Here is a 26013-nt window from a genome sequence, read left to right as displayed (position 1 = left end):
GGCTCAAGCATCCCAGAGCGCCCCCAGGGTCAGCAGTTCGCTGCGGTATTCGATGCGCTCGGCCCAGTCCTTGGGCCAGGCCGCGGCGCCCAGGTGGGCGCCTGCGAACGCGCCGGTCAGACAGGCTATGGAGTCCGAGTCGCCCTGGGTGCAGGCGGCTCGGCGCAGGGCGGTGAGGGGCTCGTCGGGGAAGAGCAGGAAGCACAGCAGGGCCGTGGCGAAGGCCTCTTCGGCGATCCAGCCGTCGCCGGTGTCCAGGCACGGGTCGGTCTCGGGCGAGGGGTCGCGGAGCGCCTTGAGCACCCGGTCGAGGGCGTCGAGGCAGTCGTCCCAGCCGCGCGCGACGAAGTGGCCCGGGGTCGGGTCCTGCGCGTGCGTCCACAGGTCGCCGAGCCAGCGGTCGTGGTAGCGGGTGCGGTTCTCGTAGGCGTACGAGCGCAGCCGGCCGACGAGGCCCGCCGGGTCGGCGCCCTGGGCGAGCAGGTACACCGCGCGCGCGGTGAGGTCGGAGGCGGCCAGGGCGGTGGGGTGGCCGTGGGTGAGGGCGGACTGCAACTGGGCGGCGCCCGCGCGCTGTTCCTCGCTCAGGCCCGGCACCAGGCCGATGGGCGCGACCCGCATGTTGGCGCCGCACCCCTTGGAGCCGATCTGGCTCGCCCGCTGCCAGGGCAGCCCGCTGTCGAGCTGTGCGCACGCCACCAGGCAGGTGCGGCCGGGCGCGCGGTTGTTCTCGGGCGAGTGGTACCAGTCGACGAACTCGGCACGGACCGGCCCTTCGAGGCTGCCCGGGGAAAGCGGGCCGCGGGCCATGGCCGTGCGGATCCCACGGCCCAGCGCGAGCGTCATCTGGGTGTCGTCGCTGACGATCGCGGGTGCCGGCAGCGCCATCTCGCGCCATGGCCCGCACTTCGCGAGGATCGCGGGCACGTCGTTGAACTCGGTCGGGAAGCCGAGGGCGTCCCCCAGCGCGAGGCCGGTCAGAGCGCCGGTCGCCTTGTGTTGCGCAGCACGGTTCATGCCTGTCGTCCCTCCGGGCGCAGAAGCGGCGGGTGCAGCACGGTGGCCGGACCCGCCCGGTGGAGCGCGGCCGGTTTGCCCCGGCCGCCGGTCAGCCGCGACGCACCTGCCACCTGCTCGACGAAGCCGGGCGTGGCAAGGACCTTGCGGCGGAAGTTGGGGCGGTCCAGGACGGTGCCCCAGACCGTCTCGTACACCTGCTGGAGCTCGCCGAGGGTGAACTCGGGCGGGCAGAACGATGTGGCGAGGCAGGTGTATTCGAGCTTGGCGCCGATGCGGACGCGGGCGTCGGCGAGGATGTCGGCATGATCGAAGGCGAGCCGGCCGTGACGGCCCACGGCGACCCATTCGGCGTGCGCCGCGTCGCCGCCTCCGTGGGGTTCGGGCAGGTCGGGCACGAGCGCGGTGTACGCCACGGACACGACCCGCATCCGGGGATCGCGGTCGGGCTCGCTGTAGGTGCGCAGTTGTTCCAGGTGCAGCCCGGCCACCAGGTCGTCAGGCAGGCCGGTCTCCTCGGCCAGTTCGCGCCGGGCCGCCCGTTCGGCGGACTCGCGCGGCAGCACGAACCCGCCGGGCAGCGCCCACGCCCCGGCGTACGGGTCCTGGCCGCGCCGGATGAGCAGCGCGTGCAGGGCGCCGCCGCGCACGGTGAACACGGCGAGGTCCACGGTGACGGCGAACGGCTCGAAGGCGCCCGGGTCGTACCCCTCGGGCACGGTGGCCTCGGACACCGTGGCGTCGGGCCCGGTGGCATCGGACACCGTGGCGTCGGACACCGTGACGTCGGGCTCGCCGGGTGTCGCGACCGGCGTGCGGTGCTCGCCCCTGGCGGCCCGTCCGGCGGTGCTCATCGTCGCTCCGGCAGCGGGTCGGCGAGGGCCCAGCCCCGGTCGAGCAGCGCGTCCACGGCGGCGACCGCGGTGGCGAGGCGCTCCTCGTGCGGGCCGTGCAGTTCGATGAACTCCCGGCCGGTACGGGCCAGTTCGGAGCGGAAGCGCTCGGTCATCCAGGGGCGCAGCTCTTCGCCGTCGCGCAGTCCGTCGTCCTCGAAGGGAACCCCTTCGTGGTCGGTGAGCAGCCACAGGTGGTGGGGCGCGGCCCGTTCGGCGACCGCGTCGACGCGCGGGTTGCGGCCGCCGAGGTAGCGCTCGTGCCAGACGGTGGTGGCGAAGGAGTCGGTGTCGCAGAACAGCACGGGCGAGCCGAGCCCGGCCGCGGTGTTCTCGCGCTCGTTCTGCCGCTCGGCGATCACCGGGAACTCGTCCGAGCCGAACTCGACGTCCTCCCACTGGGCCTGCGGGAAGCGGGAGCGCAGCGCGGCCAGCTTGCCCTCGCTGTACTCGCGCCCGTACTCCACGACCCACCGGGTGCGGGCCCAGACCCCGCCGCGCGCGCGATAGTGCTCGGCGAGGGCGCGGGCCATGGTGGTGGTGCCGGTGGACTCGGCGCCGAGCACGACCACGCGCCGGGCGAGCCAGGCCCGCACGGGCTGTCCGAGGAAGTCCCAACTGCCCACCGGGTCCTTGCGCACGGCGGTGCCGGAGACGGGGAAGGCCGTGCGGTCGAGGTCGACCAGGACGTGTTCGGCGCCGAAGCGCCGGGCGAGTTCGTCGCCGTACGGCTCCGAGGTGAACACCGCGTCGACGCGTTCGGGGACGGCGCCCCGGAAGACGGCCATGTGGGCGTCCCATATCGCCGGGTCGTTCAGATCCATCCCGGTGTCGTCGACGGCTCCGACGATCCGCGCGTCCGGATGCGCCTCGCGCATCCACTGGACGCGCTCGGCCAGCGGGACCGTCTCGACGGAGGCCGCGCACACCAGCACGGTCAGCCGTTCGCAGCGCTCGGCCGCGGTGCGCACGAGGTGGTGGTGGCCGGCGTGCGGCGGATAGAACTTGCCGAGGACCAGGCCGTGTTCGTGGCTCGTCACGCCGTCGCCTCCACCAGCCGCGCCGGCCGGGCGCCGAGCCCGCGCCGCCAGCCCCGCAGCCCGATCAGGCACAGGGTGAGGAATCCGGCGTACAGCAACGACGTCAGATAGAGGTCCTTGTAGGCGTAGAGCGGGATGTACACCACGTCGGCCGCGATCCACAGCCACCAGGACTCGACGAGCTTCTCGCACTGTCCGTACGTCGCCGCCAGGGAGAGCGCGGTGGTGAGCGCGTCCCAGAACGGGACGGTCGAGTCGGTGGCCGCGCCGAGCAGGAAGGTCAGTGCGACGGTCCCCACCGCCCCCGCCGCGAGCAGCCACAGCCACTCGGTGCGGGTCGTCCGCCGGACCGCGAGCGTGCCGGAACCTGGTCCACCCCCGTGGGCCCAGGTCCACCAGCCGTACACGGCGAGGGCGATGAAGACGACCTGGAGTCCGGCGTCCGCGTACAGGCCCGCCTGGAGGAACAGCACGATGAAGAACACGTTGTTGGCCAGACCCACCGGCCAGTTGGCGATGTGCTGCCGGGCCACCAGCCACACGCAGAGCGCGCCGCTGGCGAAGCCGAGGATCTCTGTCCAGGTGAGGCTCACGCCGACCTCCTTAATGGTCAGTGTGACTATAAAGGTCTCCGGGGCGGGCGCACAAGACTGTTCGGACGGGCGCACAAGGATTCGGGGGGGCGCACACGACGAGAGAGCCCGGCTCCCCCGCGCACAGGGGGAACCGGGCTCTCTCAGCTGCTGTTCGGGGTCTTTAGAGGTCGACCTCGCGCATCAGCATGCCGACCTCGGTGTTGGTGAGGCGGCGCAGCCAGCCGGACTTCTGGTCGCCGAGCCCGATCGGGCCGAAGGCGACGCGCACCAGCTTCTCGACGGGGAAGCCCGCCTCGGCCATCATGCGGCGCACGATGTGCTTGCGGCCCTCGTGCAGCTCGATCTCGACGAGGTAGTTCTTGCCGGTCTGCTGCACGACCCGGAAGGCGTCGGCCCGTGCGTAACCGTCCTCCAGCTGGATGCCCTCCTTGAGCCGCTTGCCGATCTCGCGCGGCAGCGGGCCCGTGATGGCGGCCAGGTAGGTCTTCTTCACGCCGTACTTGGGGTGGGTGAGACGGTGGGCCAGCTCGCCGTGATTGGTGAGCAGGATGATGCCCTCGGTCTCGGTGTCGAGCCGGCCGACGTGGAAGAGCCGGGTCTCGCGGTTGGTGACGTAGTCACCGAGGCACTGGCGGCCGTCCGGGTCCTCCATGGTGGAGACGACGCCGGCCGGCTTGTTCAGGGCGAAGAAGAGGTACGACTGGGTGGCGACGGTCAGGCCGTCCACCTTGATCTCGTCCTTCTCCGGGTCGACGCGCTTGCCCTGTTCGAGCACGATCTCGCCGTTGACCTCGACGCGGGACTGCTCGATCAGCTCCTCGCAGGCGCGGCGCGAGCCCATGCCGGCCCGAGCGAGCACCTTCTGCAGCCGCTCGCCCTCCTGCTCGGCTCCGGGGAACGTCTTCGGGGTCTTCACGTCCGGCTTGTCCGCGTACCGGTCGCGGTTGCGCTGCTCGATCTTGGCGTCGAGCTCGCGCGGGCGGGCCTGGCCCAGGCGCTGGCCGTGCGGGCCGCGACGCACCGGGGTACCGCCCTGCGGCGACTTGGGGCCGCCCTTGGCGCCGCCGCGCGCGGAGGCACCGCGACCGCTGCGGGGGGCGCCTCCCCTGTCGTCGAAGCCCACGTCGTAGGTGCGCTCCTCGGGGCGCAGCGGGCGCGGCTTGCCGCTGCCGCTCTGGCGCGGGCCACCGCTCTTGCCCTGGCCGTCACGGCCGCCGCCACCGGCGCCCCAGCCGCCACCGCTCTTGCCCTGGCCGTCGCGGCCGCCGCCGCCCGCGGGCCGGTTGCCGCGCTGGTCGTCGCGACCGCCGCCGCCGGCGCCCCGGCTGCTGCCGCCCCGGCCACCGGCACCACCACTGCTGCCGCGGCCGCCGCTGTTGCCACCACGGCTCCCGCCGTTGTTTCCGCTGCTGTTCCTGCCGCTGCTGCTTCGCATCACATTTCCGTCTTGTCGTCTGCGTGGGTTTCCGGCGCGTCCGGCGCGTCCGGGTCGAACGACGGAACACCCTCCAGCGTCTCGGCCTCGATCGCGTCCGCCTCGGGGAGGAAGGGCGCCAGCTCCGGGAGCTCGTCCAGGCCGCGCAGGCCCATCCGCTCCAGAAAGTAGTTCGTCGTCCTGTACAGGATCGCACCTGTTTCGGGTTCCGTGCCCGCCTCGTCGACCAGACCCCTCTGGAGCAGGGTCCGCATGACCCCGTCGCAGTTGACTCCGCGCACCGCGGAGACCCGCGAGCGGCTCACCGGCTGGCGGTAGGCGACGACCGCGAGGGTCTCCAGGGCCGCCTGGGTGAGCCGGGCGTGCTGGCCGTCCAGGACGAAGCCCTCGACGGCGTCCGCGTACGCGGCCCGGCTGTAGAACCGCCAGCCGCCCGCCACGAGCCGCAGCTCGAAGCCGCGGCCCTGGACGGTGTACTCGTCGGCCAGCTCCCGCAGGGCGTCCGCCACGGCCCGTCTCGGCCGGTCGAGGACCTTGGCCAGGTGTTCCTCGGTGGCCGGCTCGTCGACGACCATGAGGACGGCTTCCAGCGCCGGCTTCAGCTCCAGTTCCTCGCTCACGCCTTCGCTCACGCCTTCTCCTCCTCCGTCTCCGTCACCACGTGGTCGAACTCGTCGGTCACCCTCGGCGCACCGTCGCCCTCGCCGCCGCTCCAGCGCACCGTGAGCTCCCCCAGCGCCTCGTCCTGGTCCAGGACGACGGCCTTCTCCCGGTACAGCTCGAGGAGGGCCAGGAAGCGGGCGACCACGGTGAGGGTGTCCGGGGCGTCCTCGGCCAGCTCCCGGAAGCTGACCTCCCCCGCCTCGCGCAGCCGCGCCACCACGATCTCGGCCTGCTCCCGCACCGAGACGAGCGGGGCGTGGATGTGGTCGACGTACACCTGTGGCTTGGCTCGCGGCTGCATGGCCTTGACGGCCAGCTTCGCGAATCCCTCGGCTCCGATGCTGATGACGACCTCGGGCAGCAGCTCGGCGAGGTGCGCCTCCAGGCCGACGGTCCGCGGATACCGGCGCGCCTCGGTGTCGAGCCGCTCGCTGAAGATGTCCGCGATGCGCTTGTACGCCCGGTACTGGAGCAGCCGCGCGAACAGCAGGTCACGGGCCTCCAGGAGCGCGAGGTCGGCCTCGTCCTCCACCTCGGCGGCGGGCAGCAGCCGGGCGGCCTTGAGGTCGAGCAGGGTGGCGGCGACGACGAGGAACTCGGTCGTCTGGTCGAGGTCCCAGTCCGGCCCCATGGCGCGGATGTGCGCCATGAACTCGTCGGTGACCTTGGAAAGGGCGACCTCGGTGACGTCCATCTTGTGCTTGGAGATCAGCTGGAGGAGGAGGTCGAAGGGCCCCTCGAAGTTGGCGAGCCGCACGGTGAACCGACCGTCACCGGGTTCGGGCTCGGGTGCGGTACCGGCTTCGGAACCGGCATCCGGTTCGGCTTCGGCTTCGGCTTCGGCTTCGGCGGGCGAAAAAACAGCCCCTGGGGGTCCCCCCTGGACGAAGTCCTTGGGGGAGCCCGAGGAGCGGGGGTCCGGGGCCGCCGTGCTCATCAGCGGCCCCGCCGCGGGCCCCGGCACCACCCCTGCGGCCGCACCCGAATCCAACCCCCGGAGGGTCTCGGGAAGGGGCGGGATGGGGGAAACACCCCCGGGGCCCCGCCCCAGCGCACGCCGCACCTCACGCGCAGCGGGAACGTCGGACTCGTCAGCAGTCGGCAAGGGTGGTCCAGGGGAGGGAATGGCGGGCGGGCGGGGCGAAGGGCTCCGCCGCAGGCTAACGGCTACCGCCCCCGAAGACGCCGTACGAGGATGCTCGCGTCGCCCCGGGACTCCAGGTCGGCGAGGACGACGGCGACCGCCTCGCGGACGATCCGCCCGCGGTCGACCGCGAGCCCATGCTCCCCGCGCAGCACCAGGCGGGCGTGCTCCAGGTCCATCAGCTCCTCGGCGGAGACGTACACGGTGATCTTCTCGTCGTGCCGCTCCCGTCCGCTGGGCCGCCGGTTGGCGGCCCGCTGCCGGCGCCGCTGCTGTGCGGTGCCCGAGCCGCCCTGTGCGGGCGTACGCCGGGCCTTGGCGGCCTCCGCGTCGGCGGCGCCCCTGCTGCGCGGTTCGGCCGAGCCGGAGTCCTCGTCGGCTGCGGTGTGCTCCGCCTCGGGGGCGGGCTCGGCGGCGACGGGCTCGCTCTCGCCCGCCGGGGCCGGCACGCGCGCCTCGCCGTTGGTCCCCCGCCGCGGGGCGGACGGCGAGAGCGCCATCCCCCCGGTCGTACGGAACAGCTCGTCGGCCCCGGGCAGACTCACTCGGCGTGACACCGGGCGAGCACCTCCCTGGCGAGCTGACGGTAGGCGGCAGCGCCGACGGAGTTGGAGGCGTACGTGGTGATCGGCTCACCGGCGACCGTGGTCTCGGGGAAGCGTACGGTCCGGCCGATGACCGTGTGGTAGACGTGCTCGTCGAAGGCCTCGACCACACGGGCCAGGACCTCACGGCTGTGCACCGTGCGCGAGTCGTACATCGTGGCGAGGATGCCGTCCAACTCCAGGTCGGGGTTGAGACGTTCCTGCACCTTCTCGATCGTCTCGGTCAGCAGCGCGACACCGCGCAGCGCGAAGAACTCGCACTCCAGCGGCACGATCACCTTGTGAGCCGCCGTCAGGGCGTTCACCGTGAGCAGGCCGAGCGAGGGCTGACAGTCGATCACGATGTAGTCGTAGTCCTGCATCAGCGGCTTGAGCGCCCGCTGGAGCGTGGACTCGCGCGCGACCTCGCTGACCAACTGCACCTCGGCGGCGGACAGGTCGATGTTGCTCGGCAGCAGGTCCATGTTGGGGACCGCGGTCTTGAGCAGCACCTCGTCGGCCGACATGCCCCGCTCCATGAGCAGGTTGTAGACGGTGAGGTCGAGTTCCATCGGGTTGACTCCGAGGCCGACCGACAGGGCTCCCTGCGGGTCGAAGTCGACGAGCAGCACGCGCCGTCCGTACTCCGCGAGCGCGGCACCCAGGTTGATGGTCGACGTCGTCTTGCCCACGCCGCCCTTCTGGTTGCACATCGCGATGATCTTCGCGGGACCGTGGTCGGTCAGCGGACCCGGGATCGGGAAGTACGGCAGCGGCCGTCCGGTCGGGCCGATCCGCTCGCGACGCTGGCGTGCGGCGTCGGGCGCGAGGGTGGCCGCGTACTCGGGGTCGGGCTCGTACTCGGCGTCGGGGTCGTAGAAGTGCCCCTGGGGCACCTCGTCAAAGTCGGCGAGAGCGGCGGTGTCCCGGCCGCTCTCGTTGCCGGCCGTGGCGTTCACGTGTAGGCCGTCCATCATCCGTGGGGCTGTCGTCATGTGCTGGGTGGGGACCATCCCCGCGTGGGCGGGGATCGGAGTGGTTTCGAAGGTGCGGACCGCGACGGAGCCGACAGCCTCGGGCCCCGAAGGGCTCTGGCCCCGTACGGACGTCCCCGCAGGGATTCCCGACTGACCACCTCCGGGAGTAAATGTCGACTCATTCACAAGTCGTCTTACCTCCTTGGACGTGACCAGGAAACTTTATCGATAGGTCAGCGTGGCACCATGCCGACGGTTGGCGACTCTATGGCGTGTCACCGCTCCGCAGCAACACAATCCACCGGACCGGGCCCGATGTGTCGGCAACCGAACACCACTCTGTCAAGGGCGTGCGGGTACTCAAGCGCACGTTTCACCAGTGCTCGAAACGGTTAAAGGGTTACGTTCGAGGCGAGTTGAGCGGGCCGCTCACAGGGGGGCGGAAGTGTCGCGATACACATCCGGCCGGACCTTGGTCGACAAGGTCCGGCCGGATGTGCGGGGTTGACGGTCCGGGTTGACGAACCGGCGTGTGACTAGCCGATGAGCGTGTGCAGCTCGACCTGGTCCAGGCCGTGGGCCTCGGCGACCGGGCCGTAAACGACCTGGCCGTCATGGGTGTTGAGGCCGAGCGCGAGCGCGGCGTCGCGGCGCAGCGCCTCGACCCAGCCGTTGTTCGCCAGCGACACGATGTAGGGCAGCGTGGCGTTGGTGAGGGCGTAGGTGGAGGTGTTCGGCACGGCGCCCGGCATGTTGGCGACGCAGTAGAAGACCGAGTTGTGGACCATGAAGGTCGGCTCGGCGTGGGTGGTCGGACGCGAGTCCTCGAAGCAGCCGCCCTGGTCGATCGCGATGTCGACAAGGACACTTCCGGGCTTCATCTTGGCGACGAGCTCGTTGGTGACCAGCTTCGGGGCCTTGGCGCCGGGGATGAGCACCGCGCCGACGACGAGGTCGGCCTCGACGACGGCCTTCTCCAGCTCGTAGGCGTTGGAGACGATCGTCTGCACCTTGGTGCCGAAGATCTTGTCGGCCTCGCGGAGCTTGTTGATGTCCTTGTCGAGCAGGGTCACGTGGAAGCCCATGCCGACGGCGATCTGCGTGGCGTTCCAGCCGGAGACGCCGCCGCCGATGACGACGGCCTTGCCCGCGTGGGTGCCGGGAACGCCGCCGGGGAGCACGCCGCGGCCGCCGGCCGAGCGCATCAGGTGGTAGGCGCCGACCTGCGGGGCGAGCCGGCCCGCGACCTCGGACATCGGAGCGAGCAGCGGCAGCTGGCGGCCGGCCGTCTCGACGGTCTCGTACGCGATCGCGGTGGTGCCGGACTCCAGGAGGGCGTCCGTGCACGCGCGGGAGGCGGCGAGGTGCAGGTAGGTGAAGAGCGTCTGGCCCTTGCGGAGGCGGTGGTACTCCTCCGCGATGGGCTCCTTGACCTTGAGCAGCAGGTCGGCGGTGGCCCAGACCTCGTCGGCGGTGGCGAGGATCTCCGCGCCGGCGCCGACGTACTCGGCGTCCGTGATCGAGGAGCCGACGCCGGCGTTCTGCTCGACGAAGACCTGGTGGCCGTGGCGTACGAGCTCGTGCACACCGGCGGGGGTGATGGCCACCCGGAACTCGTTGTTCTTGACCTCGCGGGGGATACCGACCTTCACGTCGATCACGGTCCTTGGCTCAGGGAAAAAGGGGGGCAATGCCATACATACCCGGACGCACGACGGCACACCGGGAGGCACCGCAGGAGGTTGCGGCAGAGCCAGTCTAATGAAGGTTTTCTCGCTGTCTACCCTTACAAAGCTCTAATCTTTGGCTGAAGCGCTACGGATTTCGCAGGTCCCCTGGGGCTGCTGCCTCATCTTCCAGAAGTCGGTCGGCCGTCGCACGGTGCAATCGCGCCGCCGTGGGGTCGCCGAGCCGGTCGAGGGTGTCGGCGAGCCGGAGCTGGAGCGCGGCCTGCAAGCGCAGATCACCGGCCCTGCGCGCCTGCTCCACCGCCTCCCGGCAGGTACGCAGCGACTCCTCGGGGCGTCCGGCGTACTCCTGGACCCGGGCCGCCTCGCTCAACGCCCTTGCCTGGCTGGGGAGATCGCCCAGCCGTCGGTATCCGGCCACCGCTGCGCGCCAGCCGCGCAGCGCCTCGCCGTAGCGGCCGGCGTAGGTGTGCACGGTGGCGAGCCGGCCGTACAGCCGGGCCTCGTCGGCGCGCTCGCCGCGCGCGAGCCGCTGCGACAGGGCCCGGCCGTACCAGTCCGAGGCCCGCTGCCAGTCCCCCAGCTCCTGATGGGCGCCGCCTACGGATTCCATCGCGCGGCCGGTGGCGTACGGGTCGTTCGCGGCGCGCCCGGCGTCGAGGGCGAGCCGGTAGCGGGCCAGTGCGTCGGCGGTGCGTCCGGTCCGCGCGTCCAGGTCGCCCAGGTTGAGCAGGGCCGCCGCCTTCTCGCGGTGCAGATCGCGCCGCTCGGCGACGTCGAGGACGAGCTGGTGCAGGCCGTACAGCTCGGGCGCGGCCGCCTCGGCGCCCCGGTGGGCGGCGAGTGCCCGCACCAGGGCGGCGACCAGGCGCCGCGCGAGGGTGTCGAGCTCGCCGTCCTCCACGGCGAGCCGTGCGGCGGCGAGCAGCGCGGGCCTGCGGCCGCCGAGCCAGGCGTCGGCCGCGGCCCGGCTGGGGAAGCGCAGGGCGCGCGGCAGGCCGGCGAGGCGTTTGCGCGCGGGCGAGCCCTCGGGCTCGGTCACCGCGCGGCAGGACTGGAGCAGCCGGACGGTCCGCTCCAGCATGCGGGCGCGGGCCAGCTGCACCTCGCCGGGGCGGTCGACGCTCTCGCACAGGGCGCGCAGCAGCGGCGCGAGCGCGCCGGGCACCCGGTACTGCTCGGGCACATCGGGGTCCTTGCGCAGCAGTCCGTACGCCACGAAGTCGCTCAGCGCCGTCTGGGCGCCGGAGACCGAGCAGCCGGCCAGCGCGGAGGCGGTGTGGGCGTCGGCGATCCCGGCGGGGGCGAGGGAGAGCAGTCGCAGTATCCGCGCGGCCGGCTGCGAGAGGGAGTCGTACACGAGGCGGAAGGAGCGGGCCAACGGCCTTGCCGCGCTGGGGAGTTCGGCCACCTCGTCGGAGATGGCGCGCAGCTGCTTGGCCACGTCGGAGACGGCGGCCTTGGGGCGGGCCGCGAGCCAGCCGCCGGCCAGGACGAGGGCGGCGGGCTGGCCTCCGCACACCTCGACGAGGGTTTCGGCGGCGCGCGGGTCCACCGTGACGCGTACCGCTCCGGTGAAGCCCTCAAGGAGCTCGACGGCCGATTTGGTGTCGAGGCCGCCGAGGGTGCAGGGGCGGACGTCCGGGATTCCGGTGAGCGGTCCCGCGGCCGTCGCCACGATCAGACAGCGGGAGGTGTCCGGCAGGAGCGGGCCGACCTGTTCGGCGTCGGCCGCGTCGTCGAGCAGCACGATCGCCCGGCGGCTCGCGAGCGCCCCGCGGACCAGTTCGCTCAGCTCGTCCTGGCCGGCCCCGGGCGGCGCCGGCACCTTCAGGGCGTCAAGGAGGTCCCGCGCGACCCGGTCGGCCGGGACGCGGGCCCCGCTGGGCTCGCTGAGCGCGGCGCGCAGCACGCCGTCGGGATAGTCGCCGGCGACCCGGCGCGCCAGTTCGGCGGCGAGCGCGGTCCGCCCGGAGCCGGGCCGGCCCGCGATCAGCAGGACCCTGGCCCGGGGCGACTTCTTCCCCGACAGGGTGTCGAGCCCGGCCCGTTCGATGTCGGCCCGGAGTTCCTTCAACTCCCGGTGCCTGCCCAGGAATTCCCCCGTGCACTGCCCGGCGGCAGCGCCACCCACGTCCACCGCCTGATCCGTCACGGGCCACGCTCCGTCCGCCTGCGCACCTGGAGACCGTGCGGGTATCCGCACGGGCAGTCCGAGCGTAGTTCACGCTTCGTGACCGTTTGGGTGGAGCGCGGCGGGGATGTCGCCCGATCGGATCAGCAGATTTTCAGATCACACGGGATCGAGCGCGATCGCGCGTGACCGGCGACGCGGGGATACGGGGATACGGGGATGCGGGGTGCGGGGAATGCGCCTCACGCGTCGAAGGGCCGGGCCGGCCACGGCGCCTCGGCCGGACGCAGCGCGTCGAGGCCGTCCCCCCTCAGGGCGGCGGACAGCGCGAGCGCGCCGACCACGAGGCAGGTGTTGTGCAGCACCCCCGCGAAGACGCCCCGCACGAGTTCGTCGAGCGGCACCCGGGCCAGCTCCATGTCGGCCTCCTCCTCGGCGACCTCGAAGCGCTCGCCCTCGGCCTCGGACAGGTCCCGCGCCAGGAAGATCCGTACGGCTTCGTCGCTGCCGCCGGGGCTGGTGAACACATCGGTCAGGACGTGCCACCGCTCGGCCTTGATGTGCGCCTCCTCGTACAGCTCGCGCTGGGCGGCGTGCAGCGGGTTCTCGCCGGGCACGTCCAGGAGCCCGGCCGGGATCTCCCAGAGCTTGTGGCGGACGGGGTGGCGGTACTGGCGCAGCACCACGACCCGGCCCTCGTCGTCCAGGGCGAGGATCGCCACCGAGCCCGGGTGCACCTGGTAGTCGCGCTGATGGACCGAGCCGTCGGGCATCACCACGTCGTCGGTGCGGACGCTGGTCTTGTGACCCGTGAAGGGAGTGGCGGTAGCCACGATCTGCCAGTGTTCGGCGGTGTCCTCGATGGCCATGTCGGCGTCCTCCCACAGTGCGCGCACAACAAAGAGCAAAAAACAGAAACCGGGGCACGGGCCCCCGGAAGGGCTCGTACCCCGGCAACGTTAACGCGGGCGCCGACTACTTGGCGGGCTTGCCCGTCTTGCGCTCGACGGCCGCCTTGACCAGCCCGGCGAACAGCGGGTGCGGGCGCGTGGGACGCGAGCGCAGCTCCGGGTGGGCCTGGGTGGCGACGAGGTAGGGGTGCACCTCGCGCGGGTACTCGACGTACTCGACGAGCTTGTTGTCCGGGGAGGTGCCCGAGAAGACGAGGCCGGCCTTCTTCTCCAGCTCCGCGCGGTAGGTGTTGTTCACCTCGTAGCGGTGGCGGTGGCGCTCCTCGACGTAGGGCTGGTCGTCGTAGACCTCCCGCACGATCGAGCCCTCGGCGAGCTTCGCCGGGTACAGGCCGAGCCGCATCGTGCCGCCCAGGTCGCCCGCGCCCTCGACGTAGGCCAGCTGCTCCTCCATCGTGGAGATGACGGGGTGGGCGGTGGCGGCGTCGAACTCGGTGGAGTTGGCGTCCGGGATGCCGGCCAGGTTGCGCGCCGCCTCGATGACGATGCACTGCAGGCCCAGGCAGATGCCGAGCAGCGGCACCTTGTTCTCGCGGGCGTACTGGATGGCGCCGATCTTGCCGTTGACGCCGCGGTCGCCGAACCCGCCCGGGACCAGGATCGCGTCCACGTCACCGAGGGCCTTCTTGGCGCCGGCCGGCGTCTTGCAGTCGTCCGAGGTGACCCACTTGACCGTGACACGCGCCTTGTTGGCGAAGCCGCCGGCGCGCATGGCCTCGGTGATCGAGAGGTAGGCGTCGGGCAGGTCGATGTACTTGCCGACCAGCGCGACGGTGACCTCGTGCTGCGGGTTGTGGACCCGGTCGAGCAGGTCGTCCCACTGCGTCCAGTCCACGTCGCGGAACGGCAGGTCCAGCTTGCGCACGACGTAGGCGTCCAGGCCCTCGGTGTGCAGCACCTTGGGAATGTCGTAGATCGACTTGGCGTCGATGGCGGCGACCACGGCGGCCTCGTCGACGTCGCACATCAGCGAGATCTTGCGCTTGATGGACAGCGGCACCTCGCGGTCGGCGCGCAGCACGATCGCGTCGGGCTGGATGCCGATGTTGCGCAGCGCGGCGACCGAGTGCTGGGTCGGCTTGGTCTTCAGCTCGCCCGAGGGGCCGATGTAGGGCAGCAGTGAGATGTGCACGACGAAGACGTTGTCGCGGCCGACCTCGTGGCGGACCTGGCGGACGGTCTCCAGGAACGGCAGCGACTCGATGTCGCCGACCGTGCCGCCGACCTCCGTGATGACGACGTCGACGTCGTCGGTGGCCATGCGGCGGATGCGGTGCTTGATCTCGTTGGTGATGTGCGGGATGACCTGCACGGTGTCGCCCAGGTACTCGCCGCGCCGCTCCTTGGCGATGACCTGCGAGTAGACCTGGCCGGTGGTCACGTTGGCGGAGCCGTCGAGGTCCACGTCCAGGAAGCGCTCGTAGTGGCCGATGTCCAGGTCCGTCTCGGCGCCGTCGTTGGTGACGAACACCTCACCGTGCTGGAACGGGTTCATCGTGCCGGGGTCGACGTTGAGGTACGGGTCGAGCTTCTGCATCGTGACCCGCAGCCCCCGCGCCTTGAGGAGCGCACCCAGGCTGGAGGCAGTCAGACCCTTGCCGAGGGAAGAGGCGACACCCCCGGTGACGAAGATGTGCTTGGTCGTCGAAGATGCCAAGGATCGAGTCTGCATGGCCAAGAGGGGGCTCCCGTGGTCGCTGTCTGGAGTGCGTACCGGTCACCCTGTGTGGATCTTGTGCGAGATGTCGCGGGATTACAGAGGGTGCCGTCGCTGCGGTTCGGGGCTTTTTTCAGCACCCGGCCACGGGCTACCAGGGTATCAGCGCCAGCGGGAGAGCGCGTCCGGCCACGCTCTGTATGCCGCTGGTCAGCCCTGCGTAGGAGCCTCACTCGTTCGGCCCAGTGGCGTTCGATGAAGGCTCCAGCGGATCACTATGGTGCGTCGTATCCTGCTCGGACACTCGCTTGCCGAGCCACCTGGTAGCACGGCGCCACCCCGTCCGTCATCCGGAACATGCGCTCGTTGGCGAACCCTTGACCGCTGTCGCTGTAAGCGCCCCCAGGGGGCGACGTGGCCGTTCGACTGGAGATTGCACGTGGCCGGGCGCATCGAGGATTACGCACTCATCGGAGACATGCAGACCGCGGCACTGGTCTGCCGGGACGGCACGGCGGACTGGCTCTGTCTGCCCCGCTTCGACTCGCACGCCGTCTTCGCCGGACTGCTCGGCACCGAGGAGCACGGCTTCTGGCGGGTCGGGCCGGCCCACAACGGCGACGATCCGCCGCCGGTGGCCGACCGCCGCCACTACCGGGGCGACTCGCTCATCCTGGAATCGGAGTGGGACACCCCGCGCGGCACGGTCCGGGTGACCGACTTCATGCCGCCGCGTGACGGCGCTCCCCAGCTGATCCGCATCGTGGAGGGCGTGACCGGCAGGGTCCCGATGCGCTCGATGCTGCGCATGCGGTTCAGTTACGGGCGCATCACGCCCTGGGTGCACAAGGTCGACTCCCGCACGGTGGCCGTCGCGGGCCCCGACTCGGTGTGGCTGGACACCGAGGCGGAGACGTACGGCAAGAACCTCACCACGTACTCCGACTTCACCGTCTCGCCCGGCGAACGGGTCGCCTTCACCATCAGCTGGCAGCCCTCGCACCGCGAGCCGCCCGCCCTTCCCGAGCCGGAGGCGTCCCTGGAGGCGACCGAGGACTTCTGGCGGGAGTGGGTGGAGCACTGCACCTACCACGGGCCCTACCGCGAGGCCGTGATCCGTTCCCTGATCACCCTGAAGGCGCTCACCTACGGCCCGACCGGCGGCATCGTGGCCGCCCCCACGACCTCGCTGCCCGAGCACGTCGGCGGCGAACGCAACTGGGACTACCGCTACACCTGGCTGCGGGACGCCGCGATCACCCTGTCCTCGCTGCTGCGCACCGGCTACCGCGAGGAGGCCCGCGCCTGGCGCGAGTGGCTGCTTCGCTCGGTCGCGGGCGACCCCGAGAACCTGCAGATCATGTACGGGATCGCGGGCGAGCGCGAGCTCGGCGAGACCGAGCTCGACTGGCTGCCCGGGTACGAGGGCTCCACCCCGGTACGGGCCGGGAACGGCGCCGCCCACCAGCTCCAGCTCGACGTGTACGGCGAGGTCACCGAGGCCCTGCACCTGGCGCACATGACGGGCCTGGCCCGCAACGACTACGCCTCGCTGCTCCAGCTGAAGCTGATCCGCTACCTGGAGAGCCACTGGGACCAGCCGGACGAGGGCATCTGGGAGGTGCGCGGCCCGCGCCGCCACTTCGTGCACTCCAAGGTGATGGCCTGGGTGGCCGTGGACCGCACGATCAAGCTGATCGAGTCCGGCGACGCGGACGGCCCGCTCGACAAGTGGCGCCAGCTGCGCGACGACATCCACCGGGACGTCTGCGAGAAGGGCTACGACAAGGAACGCAACACCTTCACGCAGTCCTACGGCTCGAAGGAACTGGACGCCTCGCTGCTCCTGATCCCGCAGATGGGCTTCCTGCCGCCGGACGACAAGCGCGTCATCGGCACCATCGAGGCGATCCAGCGCGAGCTGTCCACGCCGGACGGCTTCATCCTGCGCTACCCCACCACGGGCGGCGACACGGACAACCTCGACGGCCTGGCGGGCGAGGAAGGCGCGTTCCTGGCCTGCTCGTTCTGGATGGCGGACGACCTCGCGATGATCGGCCGGGTCGACGAGGCCCGCAAGCTCTTCGAGAAGCTGCTCGCGCTCCGCAACGACCTGGGCCTGCTCGCCGAGGAGTGGGACCCGCACCTCCAGCGCCAGGTGGGCAACTTCCCGCAGGCCTTCAGCCACGTTCCGCTGATCGACACGGCGCTGCGGCTGACCGCGTCGGGCGCCTACGGCGGCTGAAGGGCCCAACGGCGCGGGGCCTTCGGGCCGTGCCCCGCGCTCCGGAGTCCGGGCGACGCGCCCGGACTCCCGCACGACCCGCGTGAGGTGTGCCACAAGGGGCGGGTACCGGACGTAACCGCAGGTAGCGTCCGCCGCATGCGGTGTCGTCCCGGGGTCGGGCCCCGGGTCCGCGGGAGGAAGAGGTGGGCGCAGTGGACACGCAGCAGGGCGGGATCACCGTGCAGCGGGCCCTCGAACTGCCGGGGCTGCGCGGCGGCCTGCCGGAGGTCGTCGCGGGCGCCGACCGGCTCCAGCGCACCGTGCGCTGGGTACACGCCGGCGAGGTGCCCAACATCGCGTCGCTACTCAAGGGCGGCGAGCTGCTCCTGACCACCGGCCTCGGCCTCGGCACCCGCCCCGCGGAGCAGCGCGCGTTCGTCCGGCGGCTCGCGGACCGGGGCATCGCCGCCCTCGTCGTCGAGCTCGGCCCGCGCTTCGCCCGGCTCCCGGCCACCCTCGTCGAGACCGCGCGGGCCGCCGGGCTCCCCCTGGTCCAGCTGCACCGCGAGGTCCCGTTCGTCACGGTGACCGAGGAGATCCACACCGAGATCGTCAACGGCCACTACGCCCTGCTGCAACGCGCCGAGGAGGTCCACCGGCGCTGCACGGGCGCCCTGCTCGGCGGCGGCGGGATCCCCCAGGTCCTCGGCATCCTGGCCGACTTCACCGCCAACCCGGTCTTCCTGGAAACTCCCGACGGCCAGCTCCTGTACGCCGCCGGCTGCGGGGCGGGCGAGGCGGCCGCCGATCCGCTCCAGGTCTGGGAGGGGCTGCGCGGCCAGCGCGAGACCCGGGCGTCGGGGCCGCCGGTGGGCGCGGTCCTGGTGGACGTGCCGGGCGGGGGCCACGGGGCCGGGTCGGTACGGGCCCGCCTCGCGCTCCTCGCGGTCGGCCCGCCCCTGCTCCCGGTGCACCGCATGGCCGCCGAGCGCGCGGCCGGCATCCTCGCCGTCGTCCTCATGCAGGCCCGTCAGGAGGAGGAGCTCGCCGCGCGCGGCCGCGGCGACTTCCTCACCGACCTCGCCGAGGGCCGCATCACCCCCGAGGACGCGCCCGGCCAGGCCAAGGTCCTCGGCTTCAGGCCCGGCGACGGGCCACTGCTCCCGGTGGTGATGCGGCTGGCGTCCGAGCTCGCCCCGACGGGCAACTGGGCGGTCCTGGCGCGTGCGGTCCTCGAAGAGCTGTCCTCGGTGGGCGTGCCCGTACTGCTCGGCGTACGCCCCGTCGAGGGCCGGGTGCCGCTGCTGCTCGGGCTCCGCTCGGAGTCGGAGCGCACCGCGGTCGCCGACCGGGTCGCCGCGGCCCTGCGCGCCGGCGTCGAGCGGGCCGGCCTGATGGGCGCGCGGGCCGGCACCCAGCCCGTCGTCGTGGTGGGCGTGGCGGGCAGCTGGGCGGCGGCCGGCGCCGGGCTGCGGCACGCGGCGGAGACCGCGGCGGCCGCCCAGGGCCTGCCCGAGCGCCCCTGGTACGACGCCCGGCGCCTCGACATCGACCTGCTCTTGTGGCGGCTGCGCGAACACCGCGACCTCGCGGCGTTCGTGGAGCGGGCGATCGGTCCGCTCCAGGCCCACGACCGCGCCGCGCGGCCGCCCCTGCTGCCGACCCTCGAAACCTATCTGGCGCACGCCGGCCGCAAGGCGGAGACCGCGCGCGAACTCCACCTCAACCGGCAGACCCTCTACAACCGCCTGGCCCGCATAGCGGATCTCCTGGGCACCGACCTCGACGATCCGCAGACGGTGCTCGCCCTGTCCCTGGCGCTCCGGGCGCGCCGGCACGCGGCGGGGTAGCGAGCCGCGATGACGGACCGGGGGCGCAGCGGGTGACGGCTGCGATACGGACCGGGGCGCGGCGGCTCAGGCGCCCGTCAACTCGTCGTAGACGGCGAGGACTTGGGCCACGGTCTCGTCCTCGGTGGGCCAGCTCGCGGCCTGCACCCGTCCCGCGTGGGCCAGCGCACGGCGCGCGTCGGGGTCCGCGAGCAGGCCCACGACGGCGTCCGCGAGCGCCCCGGCGTCTCCGTACGGGACGAGCAGCGCCGCGTCCCCGACCAGCTCCGGCACCCCGCCGACCGCCGTGGCGACCAGCGGCACGCCCAGGCGCAGCGCGTCCTGGGCGAGCAGCGAGCGGGCCTCCCAGCGGCTGGGCAGGACCGCGATGTCGGCGGCGGCGAGCAGCTCGGTGATGTCGTCGCGCCGGCCGACGAGCCTGACCGGCAGGGACTCCGCCTCGATGCGCCGCTGCAGCGCCGGCCGCCCCCGCCCCTCCCCCGCGATGACGAGCAGCGGCACCACGTCGAGATCGCGCCAGGCACGGGCCGCGTCGAGCAGCACCTCGTAGCCGCGGTGTTCGACGAGGCTGCCCACGGCCATGAGCAACGGCCGGTCCACAGCGCCGAGTTCGGCCCGCGCCTTGCCGTCGTCGAGTCCGGCCGTCGGCCGGGGTGCGGGGACGGCGACCGCGGCGAGCCGGGCGTCGCGCGCGCCGCGGCTGCGGGCCCGGTCGACGAGTTCGGACGAGGTGGCGAGCACCACGGCGGCGGTCCGCGAGACCCGGCGCTCCAGGAGCCGAAGCACGTGACCGCGGGCGCCGTCGGCGTGCGAGCGGGTGTGCCAGGTGACGACCAGCGGCACGCCTCGTCGGCCGCTCAGCGCGAGGGCGGCGCGGACGGCGGCGTGCAGGCCGTGCGCGTGCACGACATCCGCGTGGGCGCAGGCGGCCCGGAGCGCGCCGACCGCCGTCGGATCGCCGCGCCGGGCGACCGGCACGAAGAGGGCGCCCGCGCCGGGGAAGTCGTACTCCCGCTCCAGCTCGGCGGGGGCGCAGACGGTGACGCGCACACCCCGGGCGACCAGGCCTGCCGCGAGCGATCTGACATGCGCGCTGCTGCCCGCACTGCCGCCGCCCAGGACGTGGACCGTACGCAGCTGTGACACGTGAACAGGCTCCCGGAGCGGCGGAGGTCGGTGGTTCCGGCCAAGGATGCCAGTCCGTACGGGCGTTCCGGCACCGCCCGGAGGTTCCTGCCCCGCCGGGCCGGGAAGACCACCGCCCCCGATCACCCACACGGGTGAACGCCCGCGCCGCCGGTCGGCGGCGGGGCACCCCGGTCGGCGGCCCCGGAGCGGGTCGGCGGTGCGCCGCTCCGTCAGCCGGTCGGGCGGTCAGCCGTCCGCGCGGGCGGTGGCCAGGAGTTCCTCGGCGTGCGCCCTGGCGGTCTCGGAGTCTTCCTGGCCGGCCAGCATGCGCGACAGCTCACGCACCCGGTCCTCGCCTTCGAGGACGGTGACGCCGGAGCGGGTGACCGTGCCGTCGTTGGTCTTCTCGACCAGGAGCTGACGGTCGGCGAACGCCGCCACCTGCGGCAGGTGGGTGACCACCACGACCTGCGCCGACTTGGCGAGTTTGGCGAGCCTGCGGCCGATCTCGACCGCCGCCTTGCCGCCGACGCCCGCGTCGACCTCGTCGAACAGGTACGTCGGCACCGGGTCGGTGCCCGCGAAGACGACCTCCACCGCCAGCATCACCCGGGAGAGCTCACCGCCGGACGCGCCCTTGGCGATCGGCCGGGCCGGTGCGCCGGGGTGCGGGGCGAGCAGCAGCTCGACCTCGTCGGCGCCGGTCGGCCCGTATGCCACGGTCCGCCCGCCGACCTCGACGCCTTCGGGGTCCTCGCTCTGGCCGACCGCGAACGACACCCGCGCGTGCGGCATCGCCAAAGAGGCGAGCTCGGCGGTGACGGCCTCGGCGAACCGGGCCGCGGCCTCGGTGCGGGCGTCCGTCAACTCCTGCGCCAGGACGGACAGTTCGTCGCGCAGCCCGTTCCGCTCGGCGGTGAGCTGTTCGATCCGGTCGTCGTCGCCGTCGAGTTCGGTCAGACGCGCCGCGCTCTCCTGCGACCAGGCGAGCACGGCCGTGATGTCCTCGCCGTACTTACGGGTCAGGGAGGTCAGGGCCGCCCGGCGCTCCTCCACCGCGGCCAGGCGCAGCGGATCGGCGTCCAGGTCGTCGGCGTATCCGGCGAGTTCGCCCGCCACGTCGCCGAGCAGGATCGCGACCTCGCCGATGCGTTCGGCGAGCGCCGCCAGCGCGGGGTCGTGGGTGCGTACGGCCTCCAGGGCCCGGTGGGCGCCGGCGACGAGGGTCGTCGCGTCCACGCTCTCGGGGTCCTCGGGGTTGCCGGCCAGCGCGGCGTGGGCGACGGCGGCGGCCGAGGCGAGCGCTTCGGCGTGGCCGAGCCGCTCGGCCTCCGCGGACAGTTCGCCGTCCTCGCCGGGCAGCGGCTCCACCGCGGCGATCTCGTCGAGCCCGAAGCGCAGCAGATCGGCCTCCTGCGCCCGCTCGCGCGCCCGCGTGGTCAGCTCCTCCAGCTCGACGGCGACGGCCCGCAGCCTCCGGTAGGCCCCGGCGTACTTGGCCAGGGGCCCCGCCACCGCCTCGCCGGCGTACCGGTCGAGCGCCTCGCGCTGTCTGGCCGGGCGCAGCAGGCCCTGCTGGTCGGTCTGGCCGTGCACCGCGACGAGTTCGTCGGCGAGCTCGGCGAGCATCCCGACCGGCACCGACCGGCCGCCGAGGTACGCCCGTGAGCGGCCCTCCGCCGAAACGGTACGGCTGACGAGCAGCGCGCCGTCGTCCAGCTCTGCCCCTGCCTCCTCCGCCCGCAGCACCGCCGAGCTGCCGGGCCGCAGCGCGATCCGCCCTTCGACGACGGCCGCCTTGGCGCCGATCCGCACGAGCGCGGGATCGGCACGGCCGCCGAGCAGCAGCCCCAGGCTGGTGACGACCATGGTCTTGCCCGCACCGGTCTCGCCGGTCACCGCGGTGAAACCGGGTGACAGCTCCACGACTGCGTCGTCGATGACCCCGAGCGACCGTATCCGCATCTCCTCCAACACGGACACGACCTTACGAGGTCCGGAGCCCTGTGTGCGACGTGCCCCGTCCCGTCACCCTCTCGTGGACCCCGAACCGTCGGCGTGCCCGTCGGCGCGGCCATCGGCGCGGGGCAATGCCCCGGCCTGATCGGGAGGCTCGCCGGACGGGTCCCGGCACCGCCCTTGCCGCGAGCCCTGGCGCACGAGAACGGACCGGCCCGTTCCGCCCCGCCGCCGACGCGAGCCGTTCCCCGGCATGAACGTGGCGGTCACCGGTCGCCGCGGCGGGGCGAGCGTGTCAACACCCGTCCCGGTCGGCACATCGACAAAGGGCCCGCCCGCCGGGTCCGCTCGGACGCGCGGGGAAATGTCGACCCGGGCACCGACCCGGACACGCGGTCGTGAAGCTCGTCGGATCCGTCTACATGTCGATTTCCGTGATCGCCTCGACGACGGACGCCGTGCCCACTCGGCAGCACCGGGACCTGGGGGCCCGCCCCGCCCGGACCGGTCAGTGCGGCGCCCCGCGCCACCCCTGTACCGGCAGGGCGAACTTGGCGACAAGACGGTCGGTGAACGAGGCGTGGTGCAGCCGCGCGAGCCGCACCGGGACGGCGCCCCGCCGTACCTCCACCCGTGCGCCCGAAGGGAGTTCGACCGTACGCCGCCCGTCGCACCACAGCACTCCGTGCGGCGTGTGCGGCTGCACCTCGACCGCGAGCACCGAGTCCGGCGACGTGACCAGGGGCTTGGCGAACAGGGCGTGCGCGCTGATCGGCACCATGAGCAGCGCCTCGACCTCGGGCCACACCACCGGGCCGCCGGCCGAGAAGGCGTACGCGGTCGAACCGGTCGGCGTGGCGCACACGATGCCGTCGCAGCCGAACCCGGTGACGGGACGGCCGTCGATCTCCAGCACGACCTCCAGCATCCGCTCGGGCGAGACCTTCTGGACGGCCGCCTCGTTGAGGGCCCAGTCCCGGTGCACCACATCGCCGTTGTTGTGCACGACGACGTCGAGGGTCATCCGCTCCTCGACCTCGTAGGCGCGCGTCACCACACGGTCGACGACCTTGTCCAGGTCGTCGCGCTCGGCCTCCGCGAGGAAGCCGACGCGGCCGAGGTTGACTCCGAGCATCGGAACGCCGGACGCGCGGGAGAGTTCCGCGCCGCGCAGCAAGGTGCCGTCGCCGCCGAGCACGATGAGCAGCTCGCAGGCGTCGAGGCACGCGGGCCGTGCGTCCTCGACGATCTCCGCCTCGACGGGCAGTGGCAGATCGGCGGCCTCCGCCCGCAGGACGCGTACGCCGATGCCGCTGCGCAGCAGGCCGCGGACGACGAGTTCCGCGCTGCGAATGGCCGCGGGTCTTCCGGTGTGCGCGAGCAGGAAAACGGTGCGCGCCTCGGCGGCGCCGCTCTGCGAGCCGCCGCAGGCACGACTGTCCGTACCGCCCTCGACACTGCTCTGCGCACTGATGTCAGTGCTGATGTCAGTGCTGCTCTGTGTACTGCTCCGAGTGCTGCTTTCCGACGAACTCACCGGGGTCCCTCCGCCACTGCGCGCTCCACGTCCGCGGGATCGAGCGCGGGCGCCCCGGCCCGCAGCCACAGAAAGTATTCGACATTGCCGGAGGGTCCGGGCAACGGGCTGGCCGTCACTCCGACCACGCCGAGCCCGAGCCCGGCCGCCTGCGCCGCCACCGTCCGTACCGTCTCGGCCCGCAGCTCGGGGCTGCGCACGACGCCGCCGCTGCCGAGCCGCTCCTTGCCGATCTCGAACTGCGGCTTGACCATGAGGACCAGGTCCGCGTCGGGCGCCGCGCAGCGCACGAGGGCGGGCAGCACCAGGCCGAGCGCGATGAAGGAGAGGTCGCCCACGACGAGGTCGGCGGGCTGCCCGTCGAGGTCGTCGAGCGTCAACTCGCGTACGTTCGTACGGTCCTTCACGGTGACCCTGTCGTCACTCTGAAGGGACCAGGCGAGCTGGCCGTAACCGACGTCGACGGCGACCACGTGGCCGGCTCCGGAACGCAGCAGCACATCGGTGAAGCCGCCCGTGGAGGCGCCCGCGTCGAGCGCCCGCCGCCCCTCGATCTTCAGCCCCTGCGGGACGAACGCCTCGAACGCCCCGGCCAGCTTGTGCCCTCCGCGCGAGACGTAGTCGGGATCGCTGTCGTCGTCGACCACCACGATCGCGGCGGCGGTCTCGACCTGGGTGGCGGATTTGGTGGCGACGGTCTTGCCGACGCTCACCCGCCCCGCGGCGATCAGCTGGGCGGCGTGCTCCCGCGACCGCGCGAGTTTCCGGCGCACCAGCTCGGCGTCGAGGCGGCGGCGTGCCACTCCTGCCACGTTCGGTTCAGCTCCTGTAGTCGTAGTTCGTTCATGGCCCGGCGGCTCGTCGGACCGTTAGGGGCGCTGGTCAGCCAACGGCCGGCCCGCCCCGGACGTTCCCGGCACGGCGCCCGGCGCGGGCGGCCCCTGACGGGCGTCCAGCGCGGTCAGCGAGTCCCGCAGCCCCCGGTGTACATCCTCGTACACGTCGAGGTGACCGTCGGTACCGAGGTGGTCGACGTCGCCGAGCCGCTCGACGAGGGCGTCGACCCCGGTGTGGCCGGTGGGGGTGCGGGGCACGCCGAGAGGTGCGGGCGCGCCGTCCGGCGCCGTGGCTTCGTCCGCCATGGCGTCGTGCGCGTCGGACGCCGGCATCGAGTCGCTCATGCCCGAAACGCTACCGCGAAGCCCTGCGGTACGGTCGGTGGCGATGGCGACCTTGGAGGAGTGCCGCGGCGCACTCGAAAAACTTTCGGACAATCTGGCCCGCGCGGGAGGCGACGTGCATGCTGCCGCCGCATTCGACCGCTCGCTGAGCTGCTACGTCATGGACCTGGACACCACGTTCGTGGGCCGGCTGCGGGGCGGCCACGTCGAGGTCGTCGGTGCGGTGACGGGGGCGCCGCGGCAGAGGGCGCAGATCCGTCTCGCGATGACGGGGGACGATCTGGTGGCGATGGTGGCGGGCGAGCTGAACTTCGCGAAGGCGTGGGCGTCGGGCCGGGTCGCCCTGGAAGCGGGCTTCCGCGACTTGCTCCGCCTACGCACCCTGCTCTGACCCCACCCCATACCCGCACACTTCCCCGCGCCCCCAACCCCGCTTCCGTCCGCGGACCGTGCCCCCGTCTCTGGCGGTTCCCCGCGCCTTTTGACTACTCGGTGCCGGCCGGCGCGGAGCCCCAGGTCGCTTGCCTCAGCCGACCCGCGCGCGCCGCGCCGCCGGCACCACCAGCGGCGTCCCCGTCTCGGGATCAGGAATCACCTGACACCGCACCCCGAACACCCGCTCCACCAGCTCCGCGGTAACCACCGAGGAAGGCTCCCCCTCGGCCACCACCTCACCGCCCCTCATGGCGATGAGATGCGTGGCGTACCGGGCCGCCTGGTTGAGGTCGTGCAGCACGGCGACCAGCGTGCGCCCCTGCTCCTCGTGGAGCTGAGCACACAGATCCAGCACCTCGAACTGGTGCTGGATGTCCAGAAACGTCGTCGGCTCGTCGAGCAGCAGCAGCGGCGTCTGCTGAGCGAGCGCCATGGCGATCCAGACCCGCTGGCGCTGCCCGCCGGACAGCTCGTCGACGTACCGCTCCCCCAGCCCCCCGACCCCCGTCGCCTCCATGGCCTCCTGGACGATCCGCTCGTCCTCGGACGACCACTGCCGCAGCAGCCCCTGGTGGGGGTAGCGCCCGCGCGCCACGAGATCCCCGACCGTGATTCCGTCCGGCGCGATGGAGGACTGCGGGAGCAGCCCGAGGGTCCGGGCGACCTTCTTCGCGGGCAGCGCGTGGATGGACCGCCCGTCGAGCAGCACCCGCCCCTCGCGCGGCTTGAGCATCCGGGACAGCGCCCGCAGCAGCGTGGACTTGCCGCACGCGTTGGGCCCGACGATCACCGTGAACGAATGGTCGGGTATCTCGACCGACAGGTCCTTGGCGATCACCCGCTGGTCGTAGCCGAGGGTGACCGATTCGGCGCTGAGGCGTTGCATGCTCGTACTCC

The 26013-nt window shown here is 72.7% G+C and carries 22 protein-coding genes; 3 read left to right on the top strand and 19 right to left on the bottom strand.

Annotation, left to right across the window (positions count from 1 at the left end; all coding sequences use genetic code 11):
* Positions 1 to 3: 3 nt before the first annotated feature.
* The 13 genes from OG432_RS27880 to OG432_RS27820 form a co-directional block, all read right to left on the bottom strand.
* Positions 4 to 1017, bottom strand: coding sequence for an ADP-ribosylglycohydrolase family protein (locus OG432_RS27880; RefSeq protein ID WP_328313707.1), 1014 nt, complete (start codon positions 1015 to 1017; stop codon positions 4 to 6).
* Complete coding sequence (locus tag OG432_RS27875) at positions 1014 to 1871, bottom strand: NUDIX hydrolase (protein WP_328313706.1); 858 nt, start codon at positions 1869 to 1871, stop codon at positions 1014 to 1016. Before OG432_RS27875 ends, OG432_RS27880 begins: the two co-directional genes overlap by 4 nt.
* Positions 1868 to 2950 (bottom strand): AAA family ATPase, encoded by a 1083-nt coding sequence (locus tag OG432_RS27870; RefSeq protein WP_328313705.1) that lies wholly within the window; start codon positions 2948 to 2950, stop codon positions 1868 to 1870. Before OG432_RS27870 ends, OG432_RS27875 begins: the two co-directional genes overlap by 4 nt.
* Positions 2947 to 3564, bottom strand: a complete 618-nt coding sequence (gene pnuC, locus OG432_RS27865; protein WP_443058614.1) for a nicotinamide riboside transporter PnuC — start codon at positions 3562 to 3564, stop codon at positions 2947 to 2949. The genes OG432_RS27870 and pnuC overlap by 4 nt, the downstream gene beginning before the upstream one ends.
* A 142-nt stretch (positions 3565 to 3706) precedes the next feature.
* Complete coding sequence (locus tag OG432_RS27860) at positions 3707 to 4981, bottom strand: pseudouridine synthase (RefSeq protein WP_328313703.1); 1275 nt, start codon at positions 4979 to 4981, stop codon at positions 3707 to 3709.
* Complete coding sequence (scpB, locus tag OG432_RS27855; protein WP_328313702.1) at positions 4981 to 5613, bottom strand: SMC-Scp complex subunit ScpB; 633 nt, start codon at positions 5611 to 5613, stop codon at positions 4981 to 4983. Before scpB ends, OG432_RS27860 begins: the two co-directional genes overlap by 1 nt.
* Positions 5610 to 6749, bottom strand: coding sequence for a segregation and condensation protein A (locus OG432_RS27850; RefSeq protein ID WP_328313701.1), 1140 nt, complete (start codon positions 6747 to 6749; stop codon positions 5610 to 5612). The genes scpB and OG432_RS27850 overlap by 4 nt, the downstream gene beginning before the upstream one ends.
* A gap of 62 nt (positions 6750 to 6811) precedes the next feature.
* A complete protein-coding gene (locus tag OG432_RS27845) occupies positions 6812 to 7345 on the bottom strand; it encodes a hypothetical protein (protein WP_328313700.1) in 534 nt (177 codons plus the stop codon).
* Positions 7330 to 8535 (bottom strand): ParA family protein, encoded by a 1206-nt coding sequence (locus OG432_RS27840; protein WP_443058471.1) that lies wholly within the window; start codon positions 8533 to 8535, stop codon positions 7330 to 7332. Before OG432_RS27840 ends, OG432_RS27845 begins: the two co-directional genes overlap by 16 nt.
* A 350-nt stretch (positions 8536 to 8885) precedes the next feature.
* A complete protein-coding gene (ald, locus tag OG432_RS27835) occupies positions 8886 to 10001 on the bottom strand; it encodes an alanine dehydrogenase (protein WP_328315272.1) in 1116 nt (371 codons plus the stop codon).
* Between the two features lie 163 nt (positions 10002 to 10164).
* Positions 10165 to 12192 (bottom strand): tetratricopeptide repeat protein, encoded by a 2028-nt coding sequence (locus OG432_RS27830; protein WP_443058470.1) that lies wholly within the window; start codon positions 12190 to 12192, stop codon positions 10165 to 10167.
* Positions 12193 to 12413: 221 nt separating this feature from the next.
* Positions 12414 to 13040, bottom strand: coding sequence for an NUDIX hydrolase (locus OG432_RS27825; protein WP_328315271.1), 627 nt, complete (start codon positions 13038 to 13040; stop codon positions 12414 to 12416).
* Between the two features lie 106 nt (positions 13041 to 13146).
* Positions 13147 to 14814: a CTP synthase gene (locus OG432_RS27820; RefSeq protein ID WP_328313699.1), complete on the bottom strand. Its 1668-nt coding sequence runs from the start codon at positions 14812 to 14814 to the stop codon at positions 13147 to 13149.
* A 424-nt stretch (positions 14815 to 15238) separates the two neighbouring features.
* On the opposite strand from OG432_RS27820, the gene OG432_RS27815 reads away from it, so the two are divergent.
* Entirely contained in the window at positions 15239 to 17044 is a 1806-nt protein-coding gene (locus tag OG432_RS27815; RefSeq protein ID WP_328313698.1) for a glycoside hydrolase family 15 protein, read from the top strand.
* 194 nt (positions 17045 to 17238) lie between these two features.
* Positions 17239 to 18876 (top strand): PucR family transcriptional regulator, encoded by a 1638-nt coding sequence (locus tag OG432_RS27810; RefSeq protein ID WP_328313697.1) that lies wholly within the window; start codon positions 17239 to 17241, stop codon positions 18874 to 18876.
* Positions 18877 to 18942: 66 nt separating this feature from the next.
* Here the strand turns inward: OG432_RS27810 and OG432_RS27805 are convergent, their stop codons facing one another.
* The 5 genes from OG432_RS27805 to OG432_RS27785 form a co-directional block, all read right to left on the bottom strand.
* Entirely contained in the window at positions 18943 to 20022 is a 1080-nt protein-coding gene (locus OG432_RS27805; RefSeq protein WP_328313696.1) for a glycosyltransferase family 4 protein, read from the bottom strand.
* Between the two features lie 228 nt (positions 20023 to 20250).
* Positions 20251 to 21969, bottom strand: a complete 1719-nt coding sequence (gene recN / locus OG432_RS27800) for a DNA repair protein RecN (RefSeq protein WP_328315270.1) — start codon at positions 21967 to 21969, stop codon at positions 20251 to 20253.
* Positions 21970 to 22471: 502 nt separating this feature from the next.
* Complete coding sequence (locus OG432_RS27795) at positions 22472 to 23437, bottom strand: NAD kinase (protein WP_328315269.1); 966 nt, start codon at positions 23435 to 23437, stop codon at positions 22472 to 22474.
* Positions 23438 to 23496: 59 nt separating this feature from the next.
* Positions 23497 to 24312 carry a TlyA family RNA methyltransferase gene (locus OG432_RS27790; protein WP_328313695.1) on the bottom strand — a complete coding sequence of 272 codons (816 nt, stop codon included), beginning with the start codon at positions 24310 to 24312 and terminating at the stop codon, positions 23497 to 23499.
* 57 nt (positions 24313 to 24369) lie between these two features.
* Positions 24370 to 24681, bottom strand: a complete 312-nt coding sequence (locus OG432_RS27785) for a hypothetical protein (RefSeq protein WP_443058469.1) — start codon at positions 24679 to 24681, stop codon at positions 24370 to 24372.
* A gap of 43 nt (positions 24682 to 24724) precedes the next feature.
* Between OG432_RS27785 and OG432_RS27780 the strand changes: the two genes are divergently transcribed.
* A complete protein-coding gene (locus OG432_RS27780) occupies positions 24725 to 25072 on the top strand; it encodes a sterol-binding protein (RefSeq protein ID WP_328313694.1) in 348 nt (115 codons plus the stop codon).
* Positions 25073 to 25207: 135 nt separating this feature from the next.
* On the opposite strand, the gene OG432_RS27775 is transcribed toward OG432_RS27780, so the two are convergent.
* Positions 25208 to 26002, bottom strand: a complete 795-nt coding sequence (locus OG432_RS27775; RefSeq protein WP_328313693.1) for an ABC transporter ATP-binding protein — start codon at positions 26000 to 26002, stop codon at positions 25208 to 25210.
* Positions 26003 to 26013: the final 11 nt, after the last annotated feature.

It is taken from the genome of Streptomyces sp. NBC_00442, from assembly GCF_036014195.1.
Classification (GTDB): domain Bacteria; phylum Actinomycetota; class Actinomycetes; order Streptomycetales; family Streptomycetaceae; genus Streptomyces.
This window is presented reverse-complemented; position numbering and strand designations above follow the sequence as displayed.

Bases quoted from the DNA above. Each gene is read 5' to 3' on its own strand.
- OG432_RS27880 (WP_328313707.1), bottom strand. From the start codon at position 1,017: ATGAACCGTGCTGCGCAACACAAGGCGACCGGCGCTCTGACCGGCCTC.
- OG432_RS27875 (WP_328313706.1), bottom strand. From the start codon at position 1,871: ATGAGCACCGCCGGACGGGCCGCCAGGGGCGAGCACCGCACGCCGGTC.
- OG432_RS27860 (WP_328313703.1), bottom strand. From the start codon at position 4,981: ATGCGAAGCAGCAGCGGCAGGAACAGCAGCGGAAACAACGGCGGGAGC.
- OG432_RS27825 (WP_328315271.1), bottom strand. From the start codon at position 13,040: ATGGCCATCGAGGACACCGCCGAACACTGGCAGATCGTGGCTACCGCC.
- OG432_RS27820 (WP_328313699.1), bottom strand. From the start codon at position 14,814: ATGCAGACTCGATCCTTGGCATCTTCGACGACCAAGCACATCTTCGTC.
- recN (WP_328315270.1), bottom strand. From the start codon at position 21,969: ATGCGGATACGGTCGCTCGGGGTCATCGACGACGCAGTCGTGGAGCTG.
- OG432_RS27785 (WP_443058469.1), bottom strand. From the start codon at position 24,681: ATGAGCGACTCGATGCCGGCGTCCGACGCGCACGACGCCATGGCGGAC.
- OG432_RS27780 (WP_328313694.1), top strand. From the start codon at position 24,725: ATGGCGACCTTGGAGGAGTGCCGCGGCGCACTCGAAAAACTTTCGGAC.
- OG432_RS27775 (WP_328313693.1), bottom strand. From the start codon at position 26,002: ATGCAACGCCTCAGCGCCGAATCGGTCACCCTCGGCTACGACCAGCGG.